This is a genomic window from Bartonella sp. B1099 (genome assembly GCF_944801835.1).
Classification (GTDB): Bacteria; Pseudomonadota; Alphaproteobacteria; order Rhizobiales; family Rhizobiaceae; genus Bartonella.
On record NZ_CALYLN010000001.1, the window covers coordinates 733,360 to 748,582 of the forward strand.

At 37.4% G+C, this 15,223-nt stretch carries 14 protein-coding genes; 6 read left to right on the forward strand and 8 right to left on the reverse strand.

From position 1 onward, the window contains the following. Window positions 1-476: 476 nt before the first annotated feature. Entirely contained in the window at window positions 477-704 is a 228-nt protein-coding gene (locus tag NNJ73_RS03185) for a hypothetical protein (RefSeq protein WP_254492689.1), read from the forward strand. 455 nt (window positions 705-1,159) lie between these two features. Here NNJ73_RS03185 and NNJ73_RS03190 read toward each other — a convergent pair whose 3' ends face one another. Both NNJ73_RS03190 and infC read right to left on the reverse strand, forming a co-directional pair. After that, window positions 1,160-2,926, reverse strand: a complete 1,767-nt coding sequence (locus NNJ73_RS03190; protein WP_254492690.1) for an ABC transporter ATP-binding protein — start codon at window positions 2,924-2,926, stop codon at window positions 1,160-1,162. A gap of 1,502 nt (window positions 2,927-4,428) precedes the next feature. Next, a complete protein-coding gene (gene infC, locus NNJ73_RS03195) occupies window positions 4,429-4,947 on the reverse strand; it encodes a translation initiation factor IF-3 (RefSeq protein ID WP_254473632.1) in 519 nt (172 codons plus the stop codon). Between the two features lie 194 nt (window positions 4,948-5,141). Between infC and NNJ73_RS03200 the strand changes: the two genes are divergently transcribed. The 3 genes from NNJ73_RS03200 (at window position 5,142) to dapE (ending at window position 8,095) form a co-directional block, all read left to right on the forward strand. Beyond that, complete coding sequence (locus NNJ73_RS03200; protein WP_254492691.1) at window positions 5,142-5,921, forward strand: carboxylesterase; 780 nt, start codon at window positions 5,142-5,144, stop codon at window positions 5,919-5,921. Window positions 5,922-5,953: 32 nt separating this feature from the next. Continuing rightward, window positions 5,954-6,700 carry a M48 family metallopeptidase gene (locus NNJ73_RS03205; RefSeq protein ID WP_254492692.1) on the forward strand — a complete coding sequence of 249 codons (747 nt, stop codon included), beginning with the start codon at window positions 5,954-5,956 and terminating at the stop codon, window positions 6,698-6,700. Window positions 6,701-6,922: 222 nt separating this feature from the next. Then, a complete protein-coding gene (dapE, locus tag NNJ73_RS03210) occupies window positions 6,923-8,095 on the forward strand; it encodes a succinyl-diaminopimelate desuccinylase (protein ID WP_254492693.1) in 1,173 nt (390 codons plus the stop codon). Between the two features lie 430 nt (window positions 8,096-8,525). Here the strand turns inward: dapE and hemW are convergent, their stop codons facing one another. Together hemW and rdgB are read right to left on the reverse strand one after the other, a co-directional pair. Continuing rightward, window positions 8,526-9,725, reverse strand: coding sequence for a radical SAM family heme chaperone HemW (gene hemW / locus NNJ73_RS03215; RefSeq protein WP_254492694.1), 1,200 nt, complete (start codon window positions 9,723-9,725; stop codon window positions 8,526-8,528). Then, a complete protein-coding gene (gene rdgB, locus NNJ73_RS03220; protein ID WP_254492695.1) occupies window positions 9,722-10,369 on the reverse strand; it encodes an RdgB/HAM1 family non-canonical purine NTP pyrophosphatase in 648 nt (215 codons plus the stop codon). The genes hemW and rdgB overlap by 4 nt, the downstream gene beginning before the upstream one ends. A gap of 484 nt (window positions 10,370-10,853) precedes the next feature. Between rdgB and hrcA the strand changes: the two genes are divergently transcribed. Together hrcA and grpE are read left to right on the forward strand one after the other, a co-directional pair. Then, the gene (gene hrcA, locus NNJ73_RS03225) at window positions 10,854-11,924 is read left to right on the forward strand and encodes a heat-inducible transcriptional repressor HrcA (protein WP_254492696.1); all 1,071 of its coding nucleotides are present in this window, start codon (window positions 10,854-10,856) and stop codon (window positions 11,922-11,924) included. Between the two features lie 124 nt (window positions 11,925-12,048). Next, on the forward strand, window positions 12,049-12,717 hold the full coding sequence (gene grpE / locus NNJ73_RS03230; protein WP_254492697.1) for a nucleotide exchange factor GrpE: 669 nt from the start codon (window positions 12,049-12,051) through the stop codon (window positions 12,715-12,717). A gap of 94 nt (window positions 12,718-12,811) precedes the next feature. On the opposite strand, the gene thpR is transcribed toward grpE, so the two are convergent. The 4 genes from thpR to NNJ73_RS03250 form a co-directional block, all read right to left on the reverse strand. After that, window positions 12,812-13,351 (reverse strand): RNA 2',3'-cyclic phosphodiesterase, encoded by a 540-nt coding sequence (thpR, locus tag NNJ73_RS03235; RefSeq protein ID WP_254492698.1) that lies wholly within the window; start codon window positions 13,349-13,351, stop codon window positions 12,812-12,814. A gap of 556 nt (window positions 13,352-13,907) precedes the next feature. After that, complete coding sequence (locus NNJ73_RS03240) at window positions 13,908-14,204, reverse strand: HPr family phosphocarrier protein (protein ID WP_139412640.1); 297 nt, start codon at window positions 14,202-14,204, stop codon at window positions 13,908-13,910. 17 nt (window positions 14,205-14,221) lie between these two features. Next, entirely contained in the window at window positions 14,222-14,620 is a 399-nt protein-coding gene (locus NNJ73_RS03245) for a PTS sugar transporter subunit IIA (protein WP_254492699.1), read from the reverse strand. Between the two features lie 135 nt (window positions 14,621-14,755). Next, window positions 14,756-15,220, reverse strand: coding sequence for an HPr kinase/phosphatase C-terminal domain-containing protein (locus NNJ73_RS03250; RefSeq protein ID WP_254492700.1), 465 nt, complete (start codon window positions 15,218-15,220; stop codon window positions 14,756-14,758). Window positions 15,221-15,223: the final 3 nt, after the last annotated feature.

Consider the following 15,223-nt stretch of genomic DNA (forward strand, 5'->3'; position numbering starts at 1 on the left):
TAGAAATATACTCAAAGGAGAAGTGTTTTATTGCGGTGTTAAGAGAACGATCCAAAATAGTTGATTTTTTGTTTATGACAGTCTCTAAAGAAACAAAGTCTTCATGAAAGAGAGCATATTATTTTGCTGATTTATATTTATTTTAGAAAAATACTTAAGCCTTATTCTCAAGCCCATTTCATGCTGTTGACTAAAGAGTGTATTATATACAACATATTGATTTATAAAGTTAATTTATCTTTATTCACCTTGAATTAGAACTTTGAATGCCGTAAGCTACTCTCATTGCAAATCTCTCTCATATTAAATAAAAACCGTTTTCTTGTATATTAAAGTGGAGAAGTCTGCGTGGTAAAAACGATTCAGAAATGCCTCTTATGAATCATCTCGAGAACTAAGGGCTGTCGCAATACCCACGAGCTGACAAAATAGTGTGAATGGTGCTGGCTTGTTACCCCATAAGCGTAAAGATGGAGGTGCTCAAATGGATTTATCGTTATACAATTTCACGGATGTTGTCGCAAAATGAGTTTGGGAGAATATTGAGAGACGTCTCTTTAAAACAAGCCGGTGAATTTGCAACAGAATGCCATTTTGTTTTACATGAAGGACGTGCGCTCATTAAAGAATGCGATAAACAAAAGCCTGAGGCAAGCATAGAATTTATAAAATATCGATTTTATTTTCAAACGCAGTTAAAGTAATATTTTTCAATAATAAAAATGACCTATTATTTTTTACATTTTTGTTTATTGTGTTTTTGAATGAGATCACTTTTTTTGTAACGAACGGTTCCCCAACGAAATACCTCAAAATATAACACATTTGTGTTGCAAATTTATGGGCTTGTTTAAAAAAATATTTCTTAGTGTGCGCTTGAACCTATTTCACAAGATTGCTTGTGAAAAGGTATAATAGATCCCTTATAGAAGACAGTCATTTGAAGTGTGGTGATAGTAAGGCGTGTAGCCTCTTTGACCAAGTGTTTTGAAAGTATGTAAGGCTTTCATCTAAATCCAAGAAGTTTATTTTCAATAAACCATAAATTTTTTGCTAATTCTTAATTGAAATAATACTTTCCCTTGGTAATTCTGTTTTTACAAGTGGGACGTTAGCTTCTATCTATTTTTTAATTTAATCTTCTTTAAACACCTAGAAATTAAGACGTGTGTTTTTTGAACTGGATATTATGAAGTTTTTTATAAAACCCATGTTCTTTTGCGAGTAATTCTTTCTGAGTTCCTTGTTCAATTAGTTGCCCATTTTGTATGACCACAATTTTATGAGCACGAGCAATCGTTGAAAGGCGATGCGCAATAATGATCGTTGTACGCCCTTTGGTAAGATGATGAATGGCTTCATTAATTTGTGTTTCAGTGTGTGAATCAAGAGCGCTTGTTGCTTCATCAAGAATCAGAATCTCACTATCGTGAATCATTGCTCTAGCAATAGCAAGGCGTTGTTTTTGTCCCCCTGAAAGATTACAGCCATTATCGCCTATCTGTGTATCATAACCCTTTGGCAAATTCATAATAAAGTCATGAGCATTTGCTGCTTTTGCTGCTGCGATAATTTCGTCATCACGAGCGCCTTCTTTTCCAAGCCCAATATTATATTTAACGGTTCCTTGAAAGAGAAAAGTATCTTGCCCTACATAGGCCATCAGGTTTCTCAGAGAACGAAATGTTGTGTAGCGGATGTCTTGATCATTAATCAATATGCGTCCTTTTGTGGGGTCATAAAGGCGCATAATAAGATTGATAAGGGTTGATTTTCCTGAACCAGATGGTCCTACCAATGCGGTCATTTTTCCGGCTTCTATTTCTAGATTGATGTCTTTCAATACCATTTTGTTATCAGTGTATGCAAAAGAAACATCCTCGAAATGAATAGTTCCTTGCGTTTTATTTAGATCTTTAGCTTCTTTATGCTCTGTAACAGTGAGGGGACGATCGAGTATTTCAAACATCGTACGGATATTGACCAAGCCAGATTCAATTTTGACACGGACATTTGCTAGTCTTTTTGCGGGTTCATAAGCTAAAAGTAAAGCAACAATAAAGGACATAAATTCACCTTGAACACCTGAGCGTTGGGTTGCAAGGTATCCGGAAAAACAGATAATACCGGCAATGGCGACCCCTGTGAGTGTTTCCATAATAGGATTGGTAATCGCTTCAAGTGTTGCAATATTGTTTGTTTGTTTTTCAACATCACAAATGGCTTTGTCCATCCTTTTTTTCATGACTTCTTCTAGTGAAAAAGCCTTGATGACTCGAATACCAACAGCCGTTTCCTGCACGATTTTGATAATTTCACCAAGTGAAAGAAGTTCTTTTTCCATAAGGCGGCGAACGCGTTTTAAAGCCATTCGAACACCTAAAAAAGCCAGTGGTCCTACGATTAAAGTAATGGAGATTAACACAAAGTTTTGAATGAACATGACAAGCAACAAACCGCTAACGGAGAGCAAATCACGCACAAAAGTTGTGATAATCGTATCAATGATATTACGCACAGCTGTTGCATTATGGGTCACACGCACAAGCAGATCAGATGACGTGTTATTGTGATAAAAAGAGACACCTTGTTCCATAAGGCGTGCATAAATTTTGCGCTGTTGTTCAGCAATGATACTGTTGCCTGCTTTGCTTAAGAAGTAAGTTTGGGAAAAAGTTGCAATTCCTTTAAGAATAAAGATAAAAGCAATGAAGCTAGAAATCACAACGATCATAGCAAAATTTTGCGCATCAACAATATAATTAACAACATCACGCATAATCCATGCACTGGTTGCCGTTGTGCAGGAAATGATGATCATTGAAATAATCGCTGCACTGTACCAACGCGCATGTTTATGAAAATTTTCTCGCAAAAGGCGGATAATAAGATGTTTATCAAAAGAGGAAAGTTGTTTTTTGGCCATGAAGTGCTTCTATATTTTCTTGTTGTTTTATGCAAGATTGAAGCGCTCTTAATTAAAGCTCCTTAATCTTTTTTACAAAAAGAGCCTTCTTCTTTCAATGTGCGTCATGTTCTTTCATGCGATAACGTTTCGTATAACGTGAAATTCTTCAGAAATGGTCTGTGCCCTATAGACACCATCTATAAGATATAAGCTGATACCATTACTCTATTGGCATTCGCATATTGCAACAATCTCCCCTAGTCGCTTGAAAAGCTTCATAAGAGGATAATGATTTCTTTCTATGCACATCATATCCTCTATGATGCACAAGTGAGTATTTTTGTTTGATTTCATATTAAAAGATTTGAAAGGAGAAAATTCTACGATATTCACTTCTCTTATTCAAGGAGCAAAAATATAAATTATTATCATTAATTAATATGTTATTCTATTCCGCTCCATGTAAAATATCGCGCAAGAAATTTTTTATGCTTTGAGCATTTATAAATATATCATTTTCATCCTATAACGTTGCGTATACGCTTTATCCTATTACATTCAGAAGGTTAAGTTAAAACCAAAGAAATAAAAAATTTTTAAAAGCTTTGGTGATGAATCAACAAAACAACCTCTCTTTAAAAGAGATAGTGGCTAAAGTTGCTGAGAATGCTGACAATAGAGTAGGATAATAAGGGGAAATTTTTAATGAGGAGATGATCGCTGATTTGAAAAAATAAACACAGGTTGTCCACTGGCTTATTGAATACAGTTTGGTAAAGTGTTGTTATTAAGCACCTCCATCTTTACGCTTATGAAGAAACAAGCTGACACCATCACACACTTTGACAACTCGTGCGCGTAGCGATAACCGCTGGCACTCGAGACGATTTGTGAGAGGCATTTTTACTCTTTTTTTGTATAGTTTTTCTTCACACAATTCTCTTCACTTGTAATGTGCAAGCAAGCGATTTTGATTGATTCAACATGAAACAGATTTGAAATGAAAGAATCCTACAATCTTCGGAACTCTTATTCAACATGCAAAACAATGAATTGTTTTATAAACCAATACGTTGCCATTGCAAGTAACAGATGATGGTGGTAGTGCTAAAAGGCACCATTATCTTTATGATTACGAAAGTTCAAACTAACACCCCATCATTTCTTTACCAGTTTCCATATTGCTACAGGCTTTGGCATTTTAAATGGTTTACAAAAGATATTTCGAGTTTTTTAATATTTTATGCATTATCTCTGTTTGTGATGTACAAGAAAATGATTTTTTGCTGGATTCCATGAATAAGAGAGCTGAAAATGAAGAAGACCTTACGATGCTAACGCTCTCTCATTTAATATGTTCTTCTTATAAATCAAGAAAGCACTATTAAACTCTTAAAAAGATCTATACACATTTACAAAACCTTAAAAGCACCACACAACCCTATAACATGGTGCCTCTAAACGATATACTTACACGCTCATCTTGATGAGTTGTACATAGGACATATTCCAATGAAAAACTATTTAGGTGCTATCACCATCATTATTTGCCGCCCTTCAAGTTTTGGCTCCAATTCAATCTTGGCAATTTCACTTGTATCTTCTTTCACACGCTGAAGAAGCTTTAATCCAAGATCTTGGTGAGCCATCTCACGACCACGAAAACGCAAAGTAATCTTTACTTTATCACCATGATCAATAAAGCGATGAACAGCCCTGAGCTTGACTCCATAATCATGAACATCAACATTCGGACGCATCTTAATCTCTTTGATTTCGATGACTTTTTGTTTTTTACGCGTCTCTGCAGCTTTTTTTTGAGTTTGATATTTTAATTTGCCCAAATCGATGATTTTACATACGGGCGGTTCGGCATTTGGTACAATTTCAACCAGATCAAGTCCAGCTTCTGCGGCCATAGCAAGAGCCTCTTGTATTGCAACAACTCCCTGATGTTGTCCCTCATCATTGATAAGCTGCACATGAGATACCCGAATATCCTGATTTGAACGTGGTCCGTCTTTTTGGGTAGGTGTCATTTTAAACGGTTTACGAATGGTTTATGCTCCTTCATTTTGATTCAATTACAGTTAATTTAATATACAATTATGTACATAAAAACAACTATAATTCGTGTATTTTTCATTATTTGATTTGTTACTTTTTTAAGTGATTTAGATTATAAAAGTTTTTCTCTTGATTTAAAGAAATTGTTTTATGGAGGAAAAGAATCATGAATCAAAATATTCCTTGCCAGTTTTTTTCATTTGAGGACACTGCTCTTGCAGTACGCCATCGCAAAGGGCGCCACTCTCCAGGTTTGGTTTGGCTTCATGGCTATCAGTCCGATATGTTGGGAAGTAAGGCGATGTTGATTGATCAGTTTGCTCAAAAGCATGATTTGTCTTGTTTACGTTTTGATTACTCTGGCCATGGGGAATCTGAAGGAGATTTTTTTCAGGGAACGATTTCTCGTTGGGTGAGCGAAAGTTTAGCAGCTTTTGAAACCTATTGTGAGGGACCGCAAATTTTGGTTGGTTCCTCTATGGGAGGATGGATTGCTTTAAGGCTTGCTATGATGCTAGCACAGAAAAATAAGAAGCTTGCTGGTATGATATTAATTGCTCCAGCGCCTGATTTTACACAAACATTGGTGGAACCAGAATTAGGCCCTGAAGAATGGAAAATTTTGGAAGAAAAAGGCTATATTGAACGACCTGCTGTTGGTGATGAGGAGCCGATGCCCTTTACAAAAAAATTGATTGAAGATGGACGCGAAAATTGTGTTATGAGAGGATGTATTGATGTTGGCTGTCCAATTCATATTCTCCAAGGAATGGAAGATGATAAGATACCTTATCAGCATACATTGACTTTACTTGATCATTTACCTCTTCATGACGTAACATTGACACTTGTACGTGATGCAGATCACCGTTTTTCTCGTCCACAGGATTTAGATTGTCTAGAAACAGCCTTGAGATCTTTAATTAATCAGATTAATGCAAAATAAGGGGGCTATTTATTGATGATGAAGATAAATATATGAGCATTTCTAAAAAGCATTTTATTTTTTCTGATCGTGCTATCCCTATACGTGTGCGGGAGAATAAGCACGCCCGCCGTCTTACCTTACGTATTGATGCCAGCAGTCAGGAGATTTGTGTAACAACACCACCAGCGATAAATCTCTGTACGGTTGAAAGTTTTATTGAAAAACATCAGTCTTGGATTGAGATGCGCCTTAAGCGTATACAAATTTCTCATGAAAATACCTATCTCAAAGAGGGCGCAACAATTCCTTTCTTGGGTGTTTTCCATACCATAAAGCATGAGCAAGGACGTGGAGTAACAGAAATTGTTACAGAAGATGCGGAGCAAGGACCTCAAATTATTGTTTATGGTCAATTAGAATATCTTCCAAGACGCATTGCTGATGTTTTAAAAAAACAAGCAGCACTTATTATAACACCTTTGGTGGCACATTATGCCCATCAGGTAGAGCGGAAAGTTAAATCCATTTGTTATAAAGACACGAGAAGTCGTTGGGGATCTTGTTCCATCGATAAGCGTCTTTCTTTTTCTTGGCGCCTTATTATGGCACCAAAAGAAGTTGTTGAGTATGTTGTCGCTCATGAAGTTGCTCATCTTGTTGAAATGAATCACGGACCAAGATTTTGGGCTCTTTGTGAGAAACTTTGCCCTGATAGTAAAACGTATCGTGCTTGGTTGAAAGAAAATGCTCATAGACTACACGCCATTAATTTTGATTCATATAAATTAGAGGCGTAAAAACTTGCAAATGAGAGCAATATTTAACGGAACTTTTTGTTGAGTGTTTCGTTGTATGTGTGCTTCGTCATGCATGATGAGGAAGCCATTGAAGCTCTCAGCACGATTGTCCTCCCCTGCTTGGTTTGCTGAGTGTCTTCAATGTTTTTACTTTATCTTTTTTGCCATTCAGCGTAATACCCTTAAGTTCCGATAATTTATAACAAATGGGAAGGGGTTTTTATGTCTGTTCTTACAGATCCACTTCAGCTATTACAGGCACTGATTCGTTGTCCTTCTGTTACACCTCATGAAGCAGGGGCTTTATCAACGTTGGAACAATTTTTGAAAAAAATGGGATTTCATGTTGAGCGCCCTATTTTTACGGATAAAAATACAGATAATGTTGAAAATCTTTATGCAAAAATGGGAAGCGAAGGACCCCATCTTATGTTTGCAGGTCATACGGATGTCGTACCGCCAGGTGCATTAGAAGATTGGACTTATCCACCTTTTGAAGCTGTTATAGATCAGGGGAAATTATATGGGCGGGGTGCTGTTGATATGAAAGGCGGTATTGCCTGTTTTATTGCGGCTCTCGCGCGCGTTCTTGAGAAACAATCCATTAAAGGAACGATAAGCCTTTTAATTACTGGTGATGAAGAGGGGACTGCTGTTAATGGCACGGTAAAACTTCTCCAATGGGCAGAAGAAAAAGGCGAAAAATGGACTGCGGCTCTTGTGGGAGAACCAACAAGCGTAAAGGCTGTTGGTGATGTTATCAAAATTGGTCGTCGCGGATCGATTTCTGGGATTATTACTGTGAAAGGTCGCCAAGGTCATGTTGCTTTTCCAGAGCGGGCTGCTAATCCTTTGCCTTTGGCAAGTAAGCTTATTCAAGCATTGACACAAACGGCTTTAGATCAAGGGACAGAGAATTTTCAACCCAGTAATTTAGAGCTAACAACCATTGATACCGGTAATTTGGCGGTCAATGTTATTCCAGCGCAGACAACGGTTCGTTTTAATATACGCTACAATGATCTTTGGACAAAAGAAACCTTGATGGCGGAAATTGAAAAGCGTCTTGCTTTGGTGCAATCAAAAAATAACAGCGGTCAATATCCCTCTTATCAGCTTAAATGGATTCCGAGTTTAGGGGATGTTTTTTTGACCAAAAATGATAAACTTATTCAAATTTTATCCAATGCTATTAAAAGTGTAACAGGGAGTGTGCCAGAATGCTCCACATCTGGAGGAACTTCAGATGCGCGATTTATTAAGGATTATTGCCCCGTGGTTGAATTTGGCTTACCAGGGCAAACGATGCATATGGTTGATGAATGTGTCGCTCTTGATGCAGTGGAAACGCTCACAGTTATTTATGAGCGTTTTATTGTTGATTTTTTTGCATAAAAAAATAATTGTTTGGTTCAATAGTATCTTTATCTTATTTTACCACAAAACCCTTTTGTTCCCATAAAACATTGTCGTTTTAGGTGTTAATATATCAAGTGGTTTTAGAGTACGTGGTGCGCAATTTTAAAGCTGGAATTTTTTCTCGTAAAGCCTTCAGCTCTGTGAATCATCACCTTTATCGCTTCTAAAAAAGAAAGTTAGACCATCATATATTTTCTATCTCAAAATATGACGATAGCTTTTGGCATTTGAAAGTGTTCATAAAAGTCATTTTTATCCAAAAATTCCCTTACCTTTAAGGGGTAAGTGAATGGTTGTTATTAATGTATTATAAACAGTTTTAAAAAAATTTTTACGATATTTTTGTTTCATTTTTGCTATGAAAAATAATTATGATCATTAAAATCAATATGTTGTTATAAAAACTTTAGTTTGCAAGTTGGCTTATGACATAATCAAGAACAATACGTCCTTTGGTTGTTGCTTTTAAGCGTTGATTATCCACCATTTCGACCAATTCTTGGTGTTGTAAATCGATAAGTTTTTCTATTGGGATACGTTTTGGACTTAAGGTTTCATAGCGTGTAAGTTCCAAGCCTTCACAAAGGCGCAAACCCATGAGGAGCATTTCATTTGCTTGTTGCTGAAGAGTTAATCGTTCTGTTTCAATACAGCCATGCCCTGTTTGTTCGACTAATTCAAGCCACTGTTCGGGATTCTTTTCATTGATAGTGACATAACGTTCATGGTTTTCAAGGTGTGATAAAGATGTTTTTGAAAAGGTGGAAGAATAATTTGGTATGTTCTCAATAAAACGGCCGTGTGCTCCTGGACCAAAGCCTGCATATTGGTGATAACGCCAATAAAGAAGGTTGTGTGCTGATTCAGCACCAGGCATGGCATGGTTTGAGATTTCATAGGCAGGAAGTCCATACAGAGTTGTTATTTCTTGGGTAAGATGATACAGATCTGCTGCGAGCTCAGATGGGGGAAGGATAAGCCTTCCTGCATCATGAAGTCGTTTAAAGGCGGTTCCTTCTTCGATTGTTAATTGATACAGAGAAAGATGGTCTGCTGCCAAATCAATGGCTTGTACAAGTTCAGATTTCCATTGTTCAAGGGTTTGTTCGGGGCGAGCATAAATAAGATCAAAGGATAAGCGTGGAAAAATTTGCCGTGCTAAATCAATGGCATAAAGAGCTTGTTCTACATTATGGAGTCGGCCAAGTTTGCGCAATGCTTTATCATTGAGTGCTTGTATTCCTAGAGATAAGCGATTAACACCTGCAGCACGGTATCCGCGAAAACGTTCTGCTTCCACACTGGATGGATTAGCTTCCAATGTAATTTCAACTTTATCATCAAGTATCCACTTTTTTGCAAGTGCTTGCAAGAGGGCATCAACAGTTTGCGGCTCCATAAGAGAGGGGGTTCCCCCACCAATAAAAATACTCGTAATATGGCGTGGACCTATTTTATGGTATTGCGTTTCTATTTCGCGCTTAAAGGCGGTGACAAAACGCGGCTGATCAACACCATGGAGGCGAACATGTGAATTAAAGTCACAATAGGGACATTTAGCAGCACAAAAGGGCCAATGAATGTAAATGCCAAAAGGTTCATTCATGAGAATGCCAAAAGGTTTTCAGCCAAAAGTTTAAAAGCTCGTGCGCGATGTGAAAGAGGGGGAATGTCATTGTGTTGCCAGCCGTGTTTTTGCTCTGTTGACATTTCTCCAAAGGTATTTTCATATCCATCTGGTAAAAAAATAGGATCAAAGCCAAAGCCTTTATCTCCCCGTGGAGGCCAAATGAATGTTCCTTCAACGTATCCGCGGAAATAATCTGCATGAGTATCAGGCCACGCAATGCAAATGACGGATACAAAACGGCATTTCCGTTGGCTTTTTTCTCGTGCTCCGACTTTTTGGAGTTCATCTTCTATTTTTTGCATCGCTTTTGGAAAATTACGTGTACCATCGGCTTGAATCGCCCAATCAGCTGTATAAACGCCCGGTGCACCATCCAATGCATCGACCTCTAAGCCTGAATCATCAGAGAGGGCAGGAAGTCCTGTCTTTTTTGCTGCTGCAAAAGCTTTAATATAAGCATTTTCTTCAAATGTTGTTCCTGTTTCTTTTGGTTCTGGCAAGCCAAGCTCTTTTGCTGATTGTGTTATTAAACCGAAAGGTGCAACCAAGGTGGTGATTTCATGTAATTTGCCGGCGTTATGCGTCGCAATGACAAGTTTTTTATCTGCTATGCTTCTCATATAGATTTCTCCAAAAATGAAAGGGGAACTATTCTTGTGCTAAGAACCAGCTTAAATGCTCATATACACACATTCTGCTTGATTTTATATGATAGAGTTATTTTACTTGTTTTATGATATTTTATTCAAATAAAAATTTTCGTATTTTGTAAAGACAACGATTAAAAAGATATGAGAGACGATTTTTTTTATGAAAGTCTTTTTATGGTAGAAATCCAATTTTCTACTTCCAGTGGTTTATAAACAAACAAGCTCTTCTTGGTAAGCTCCTAAAGAGACCAATTCCTGTCTTAAATATCCAATCACACACTCTAATAAAAAACACTTCATGCACAATTTATATGCTTTATATCATCGCTCTAAAAGATGATGTTTTATGGCTCAATAGGGATAATATGTTTTGATACTACTTTAGATTATTTGACCAAACCTTAGCAAAACTTATATAAGAGAAGAGTGTTTTTTAAGTAGTGAAACAATTGTGATGAAGCACAAGCCTATTGATAATGAACTAAAATATCTTGATGAGCGTTCGCGTGATATTTTCCGCCATATTGTTGAAGCCTATCTTAATGATGGTGAACCTGTAGGGTCACGCAATCTTTCGCGACTTTTGCAACAGACCTTATCACCTGCGACGATTCGCAATGTGATGAGTGATCTTGAACATCTCGGTTTGATTTATGCCCCGCATGTTTCAGCAGGGAGAATGCCAACCCAATCGGGTTTACGTTTTTTTGTTGATGCATTTATGGAAGCGGGTGATTTGCCAAACGAGGAGCGAGAAAATATTGAAATGCAAGTCAAAGAGGCAGGTCATGCACAATCGGTTGAACATTTTCTTGTTCAAGCAAGCCGAGTTCTTTCAGATCTTTCCCGTGGAGCAGGGCTTGTTCTCGCAACAAAACAAGAAGGAACATTGAAACATATTGAATTTGTGCGTCTTGATAGAGAGCATGCTCTTGCCGTTTTAGTGACTCAACAAGGTGAGGTTGAAAATCGTATTGTTCATTTGCCAGAAGGGGTTACCCATGCACAATTGACAGAAGCAACGAATTTTCTCAATGCCCATATTCAAGGGCGTACTTTGAGTGAAGCTAAAGAGGAAATTGCTTGCCTATGCGCAGAAACACGGGCTGCACTTGATGATTTATCGCATCATCTTGTTGAAACGGGATTAGCTCTTTGGGGAGGAAAAGATGCTGATCATAAAATACACCTCATTGTTCGTGGACGCAGTAATTTACTTGAAGATGTGAAAGCAGAAGAAGATTTAGAACGGTTACGCCATTTGTTTGATGATCTTGAAACACGTGAGAGTATGGCACAGCTTCTCGATTTAACGGATGAAGGGTCAGGGGTCCGAATTTTTATTGGTTCAGAAAATAAGTTATTTTCACTTTCTGGTTCTTCTTTAGTTGTAGCACCTTATCGTGATTCACAACAAAGAGTCATTGGTGCTTTAGGCGTTATTGGTCCTACACGACTTAATTATGCAAGGATTGTGCCTATGGTTGATTATACAGCTCAACTTGTGTCACAGTTATTGCGTTAAACGATGCAGGTAAGTATTTGTACTATAGAAGCTCATTGTATTAATATGCATTAATACCCCTTGATTTTTGTCTGTAAAATTTCGATATCGAGAATAACAAATCTTATGAAGGAATAGAATTTTTATGTCTGATGAAAAAAACAAATTTACTGACGCTTCATTTGAAAATTGCGATTTAAAAAAACCATCTGATCGTAATACACTTAAACAAGCCGCGGATGAATTTTTAAAAACACATAAAACAGAAGCACATGGAGAGGTTGAGGAAGAAAATAATGAGGTTGATTCTTTAGTGTCTTTGCAGGATGAAAATAAAGAGTTGAAAGATCAGCTTTTACGTCTTGCTGCAGATATGGAAAATCTTCGACGCCGTACTGCGCGTGATGTAGCGGATGCAAAGGCTTACTCCATTGCTAATTTTGCACGGGATATGTTATCTGTTTCTGACAATCTCAATCGCGCTTTGGAAGCAATACCAGAAGGTTCACGAGAAAGTGATTCTGGTTTGAAATCATTGGCAGAAGGTGTTGAAATGACAGAACGTGCCATGATGGCAGCATTAGAGCGTCATGGGGTACAGAAAATTCATCCAGAGGGGCAAAAATTTGATCCTCACTTTCATCAAGCGATGTTTGAAATTCCTAATGCCGATGTTCCCGATAACACTGTTCAACAAGTGGTTCAGGCTGGTTATATTATCGGAGAGAGGGTTTTACGCCCAGCGATAGTGGGTGTGGCTAAAGGAGGAACAAAAGAAGCCTCTGTTGAAACTGATTCGGCTTCACATCAATAACATAACCTCTAACGTAAAATGCAGCATTCCCTGCAATTTCGCGTGTATTGGGGTCTTTTCTCAAAGAGTTTTAAAGGGTGTTACAAACACCCTTTTATCTCTGAAGGGGCCAATTTCCTTTGACAAGATACACGACATCGCTTGAGGGAAATGGTGATGAAAATAAAACAAAGTGATCGACCTCAAAAGGAGAAAATGAAAAATTTCTTCGAAAGAGCAGATAAGGAACAAGGTCTTCAGGTTTAGTATTGCGCAGTCGCGCAATGGTAATATGTGGCGTAAATTCTCTTTTATCAGGCGTTAGACCTAAATGGCTGCGAATACATTGTATTTTTTCGTGTAAAAGATTGAGAGCTTTACAAGGTTTAATGCGAATAACAAGAGAAGGAGAAGTATTTTCTGAACCAAAAATATCAAAACCATCTATTTGTAGCATAAAAGGAGGGAGCTTTATTGTATCAAAGGCATGCCTAAGTGCATCTGCTGTAGCATTTTCAACTTCACCGAAAAAAGACAAAGTGATGTGAAAATTTTGCGGATTAATCCACTGCGTATTTGGTAAGCCCTTTTGCAACGATACAAGTTGTTGCGTTATTTGTTGAGGAATCTGAAGAGCACTAAATAAACGACCCATTATTATCTCCCTATAATGAAAAGATATCATATCAAGTGCAATGAAAGATAAATTAAAAGGGAAGAATGCTACAAAAGATAAGGCAATAGTATAGAAAAAGAATGTCTAAAAAATGCTTACCATAATTATAAATGTACAAAACTTATTTGTTGTAAGAAAGTGGTTATGATATCGATAAAAATTGCGTTTTCATGATCCATATCACAATGATCTAAAGTCGGGGATTGCTTGTGTGTTATAAAAAACTGCAAATTGAGTAGAAAATAACGAAAGTTGATCAATTTCTGATTTGTGAAATTATCTTGATCTTTTTCTTTTGCCTAAAAGCCAACATATTCAGTCCAAGTCAAAATTCTCTTTTCCGTAAAGATATCAATCATACAGTTAAGGTGGGTAACAGCCATAATACGCAACAACTATTTAAATTGGCGAAATAATGTTAGGAAAGAAAGTAAAAAAAATTTGGCATAAAACGGGAAAAGCAATCAAAATTCAAGATAATGGCGGAAATTTTTATTCTCTAAGAATCATCATCCTTGTTTATTATGAGAAAGCGCTAGTTTTCCTCTCCAAAGTTGTTATTGATGAGCTTTTCAAGAGCATTAAGAGCATCTGTTGCTTCTGGTCCCCAAACACGAATGGTAAGGTTACAACCTGCTGAAGCCGCTAGCATCATAAGTCCCATAATTGATGATCCACCAACGATTTTTCCATCCTTTTCAACTTCAACAGTGGCGTTAAAATTATCAACAGTTTGCACAAATTTTGCGGAAGCCCTTGCATGCAACCCACGTTTATTACAGATATTGAAATGACGGCTTATTTGAGAGGGGAGGGCATCTTTGGAAAGCATCAGTATTGTATCATCCGCTATAAAATCATACTTGGTACATTAATATATTTACGTCCTGCTTCTTGTGCTATTCTTAACGCGTCTGATAATGAGATATCAGGACATTTGCGAATAGAAATCAATTTAATAAGCATGGGCAAATTAACCCCCGCAATCATTTCAACGCGTCCTTTTTCAATAGCAGGAATAGCTATATTTGATGGTGTCCCCCCGAACACATCTGTTAATATGATAACGCCATGATCTGTATTTGTATCGGTTACTGCGGCTATAATATCACCTCGGCGCTGATCTATATCGTCATCGGGATGAACGCATATTGTTGCGAACTTTTCTTGTGTTCCAACAACATGTTCCACGACATGTAAAAATTCAACAGCCAACTCACCGTGCGTTACAAGCACGAGTCCAATCATTTACGCAAACTCCTGTTAACTAATAAGATCCGACCATATTGGTGGGAAAGGTATTTTACAATGCTTTGTCTTGCTGCCAAGAAAAATTTGCAAAAAAAAGGCAAAAAGTGTGATTTTTTTATCTTTAGAAAAAAATTAAACAGGTTTGCGCCATAATTTTCTAAACAAAAATGCTTCAATAGCTTGACAAATGGCGGTACAATCGGCTTCGTGAAGAGAAGGAAGTTTTAAAAGAGGAATGTGCAAATCTTCAAATTGAAAAGTTTTATTTGTAGAAAAACGTTCATATTCGGGGCCGAGAAAAATAACACAATCGACGGTTGTGTGCTTTTGAAATTCTATCATATAAAGACCAGCGCCACGAATCTCAATACCGCCCTGTAAGTTGTCAGGCGTGTATCCGTGAAGTTTTCCATTTTCCACACGTAGCATTGTATAATCATCACTGATGAGTTTTGCTTCACGTTTTGACCACTCGGCGCGGTCAAGCAAAGCAAGGGTGAGGGTCGATTTTCCTGATCCCGAGGGACCTTTAATTAACAGCCCCTTTCCCCCCAATTGAAGGCAATTTGCGTGGAGTATTTCACATTTTGTTTTCATGTC

Bases quoted from the DNA above. Each gene is read 5' to 3' on its own strand.
- NNJ73_RS03245 (WP_254492699.1), bottom strand. From the start codon at position 14,620: ATGATTGGACTCGTGCTTGTAACGCACGGTGAGTTGGCTGTTGAATTT.
- NNJ73_RS03240 (WP_139412640.1), bottom strand. From the start codon at position 14,204: ATGCTTTCCAAAGATGCCCTCCCCTCTCAAATAAGCCGTCATTTCAAT.
- thpR (WP_254492698.1), bottom strand. From the start codon at position 13,351: ATGGGTCGTTTATTTAGTGCTCTTCAGATTCCTCAACAAATAACGCAA.
- grpE (WP_254492697.1), top strand. From the start codon at position 12,049: ATGTCTGATGAAAAAAACAAATTTACTGACGCTTCATTTGAAAATTGC.
- NNJ73_RS03250 (WP_254492700.1), bottom strand. From the start codon at position 15,220: ATGAAAACAAAATGTGAAATACTCCACGCAAATTGCCTTCAATTGGGG.
- dapE (WP_254492693.1), top strand. From the start codon at position 6,923: ATGTCTGTTCTTACAGATCCACTTCAGCTATTACAGGCACTGATTCGT.
- NNJ73_RS03190 (WP_254492690.1), bottom strand. From the start codon at position 2,926: ATGGCCAAAAAACAACTTTCCTCTTTTGATAAACATCTTATTATCCGC.
- infC (WP_254473632.1), bottom strand. From the start codon at position 4,947: ATGACACCTACCCAAAAAGACGGACCACGTTCAAATCAGGATATTCGG.
- rdgB (WP_254492695.1), bottom strand. From the start codon at position 10,369: ATGAGAAGCATAGCAGATAAAAAACTTGTCATTGCGACGCATAACGCC.
- hemW (WP_254492694.1), bottom strand. From the start codon at position 9,725: ATGAATGAACCTTTTGGCATTTACATTCATTGGCCCTTTTGTGCTGCT.
- NNJ73_RS03205 (WP_254492692.1), top strand. From the start codon at position 5,954: ATGAGCATTTCTAAAAAGCATTTTATTTTTTCTGATCGTGCTATCCCT.
- hrcA (WP_254492696.1), top strand. From the start codon at position 10,854: ATGAAGCACAAGCCTATTGATAATGAACTAAAATATCTTGATGAGCGT.
- NNJ73_RS03200 (WP_254492691.1), top strand. From the start codon at position 5,142: ATGAATCAAAATATTCCTTGCCAGTTTTTTTCATTTGAGGACACTGCT.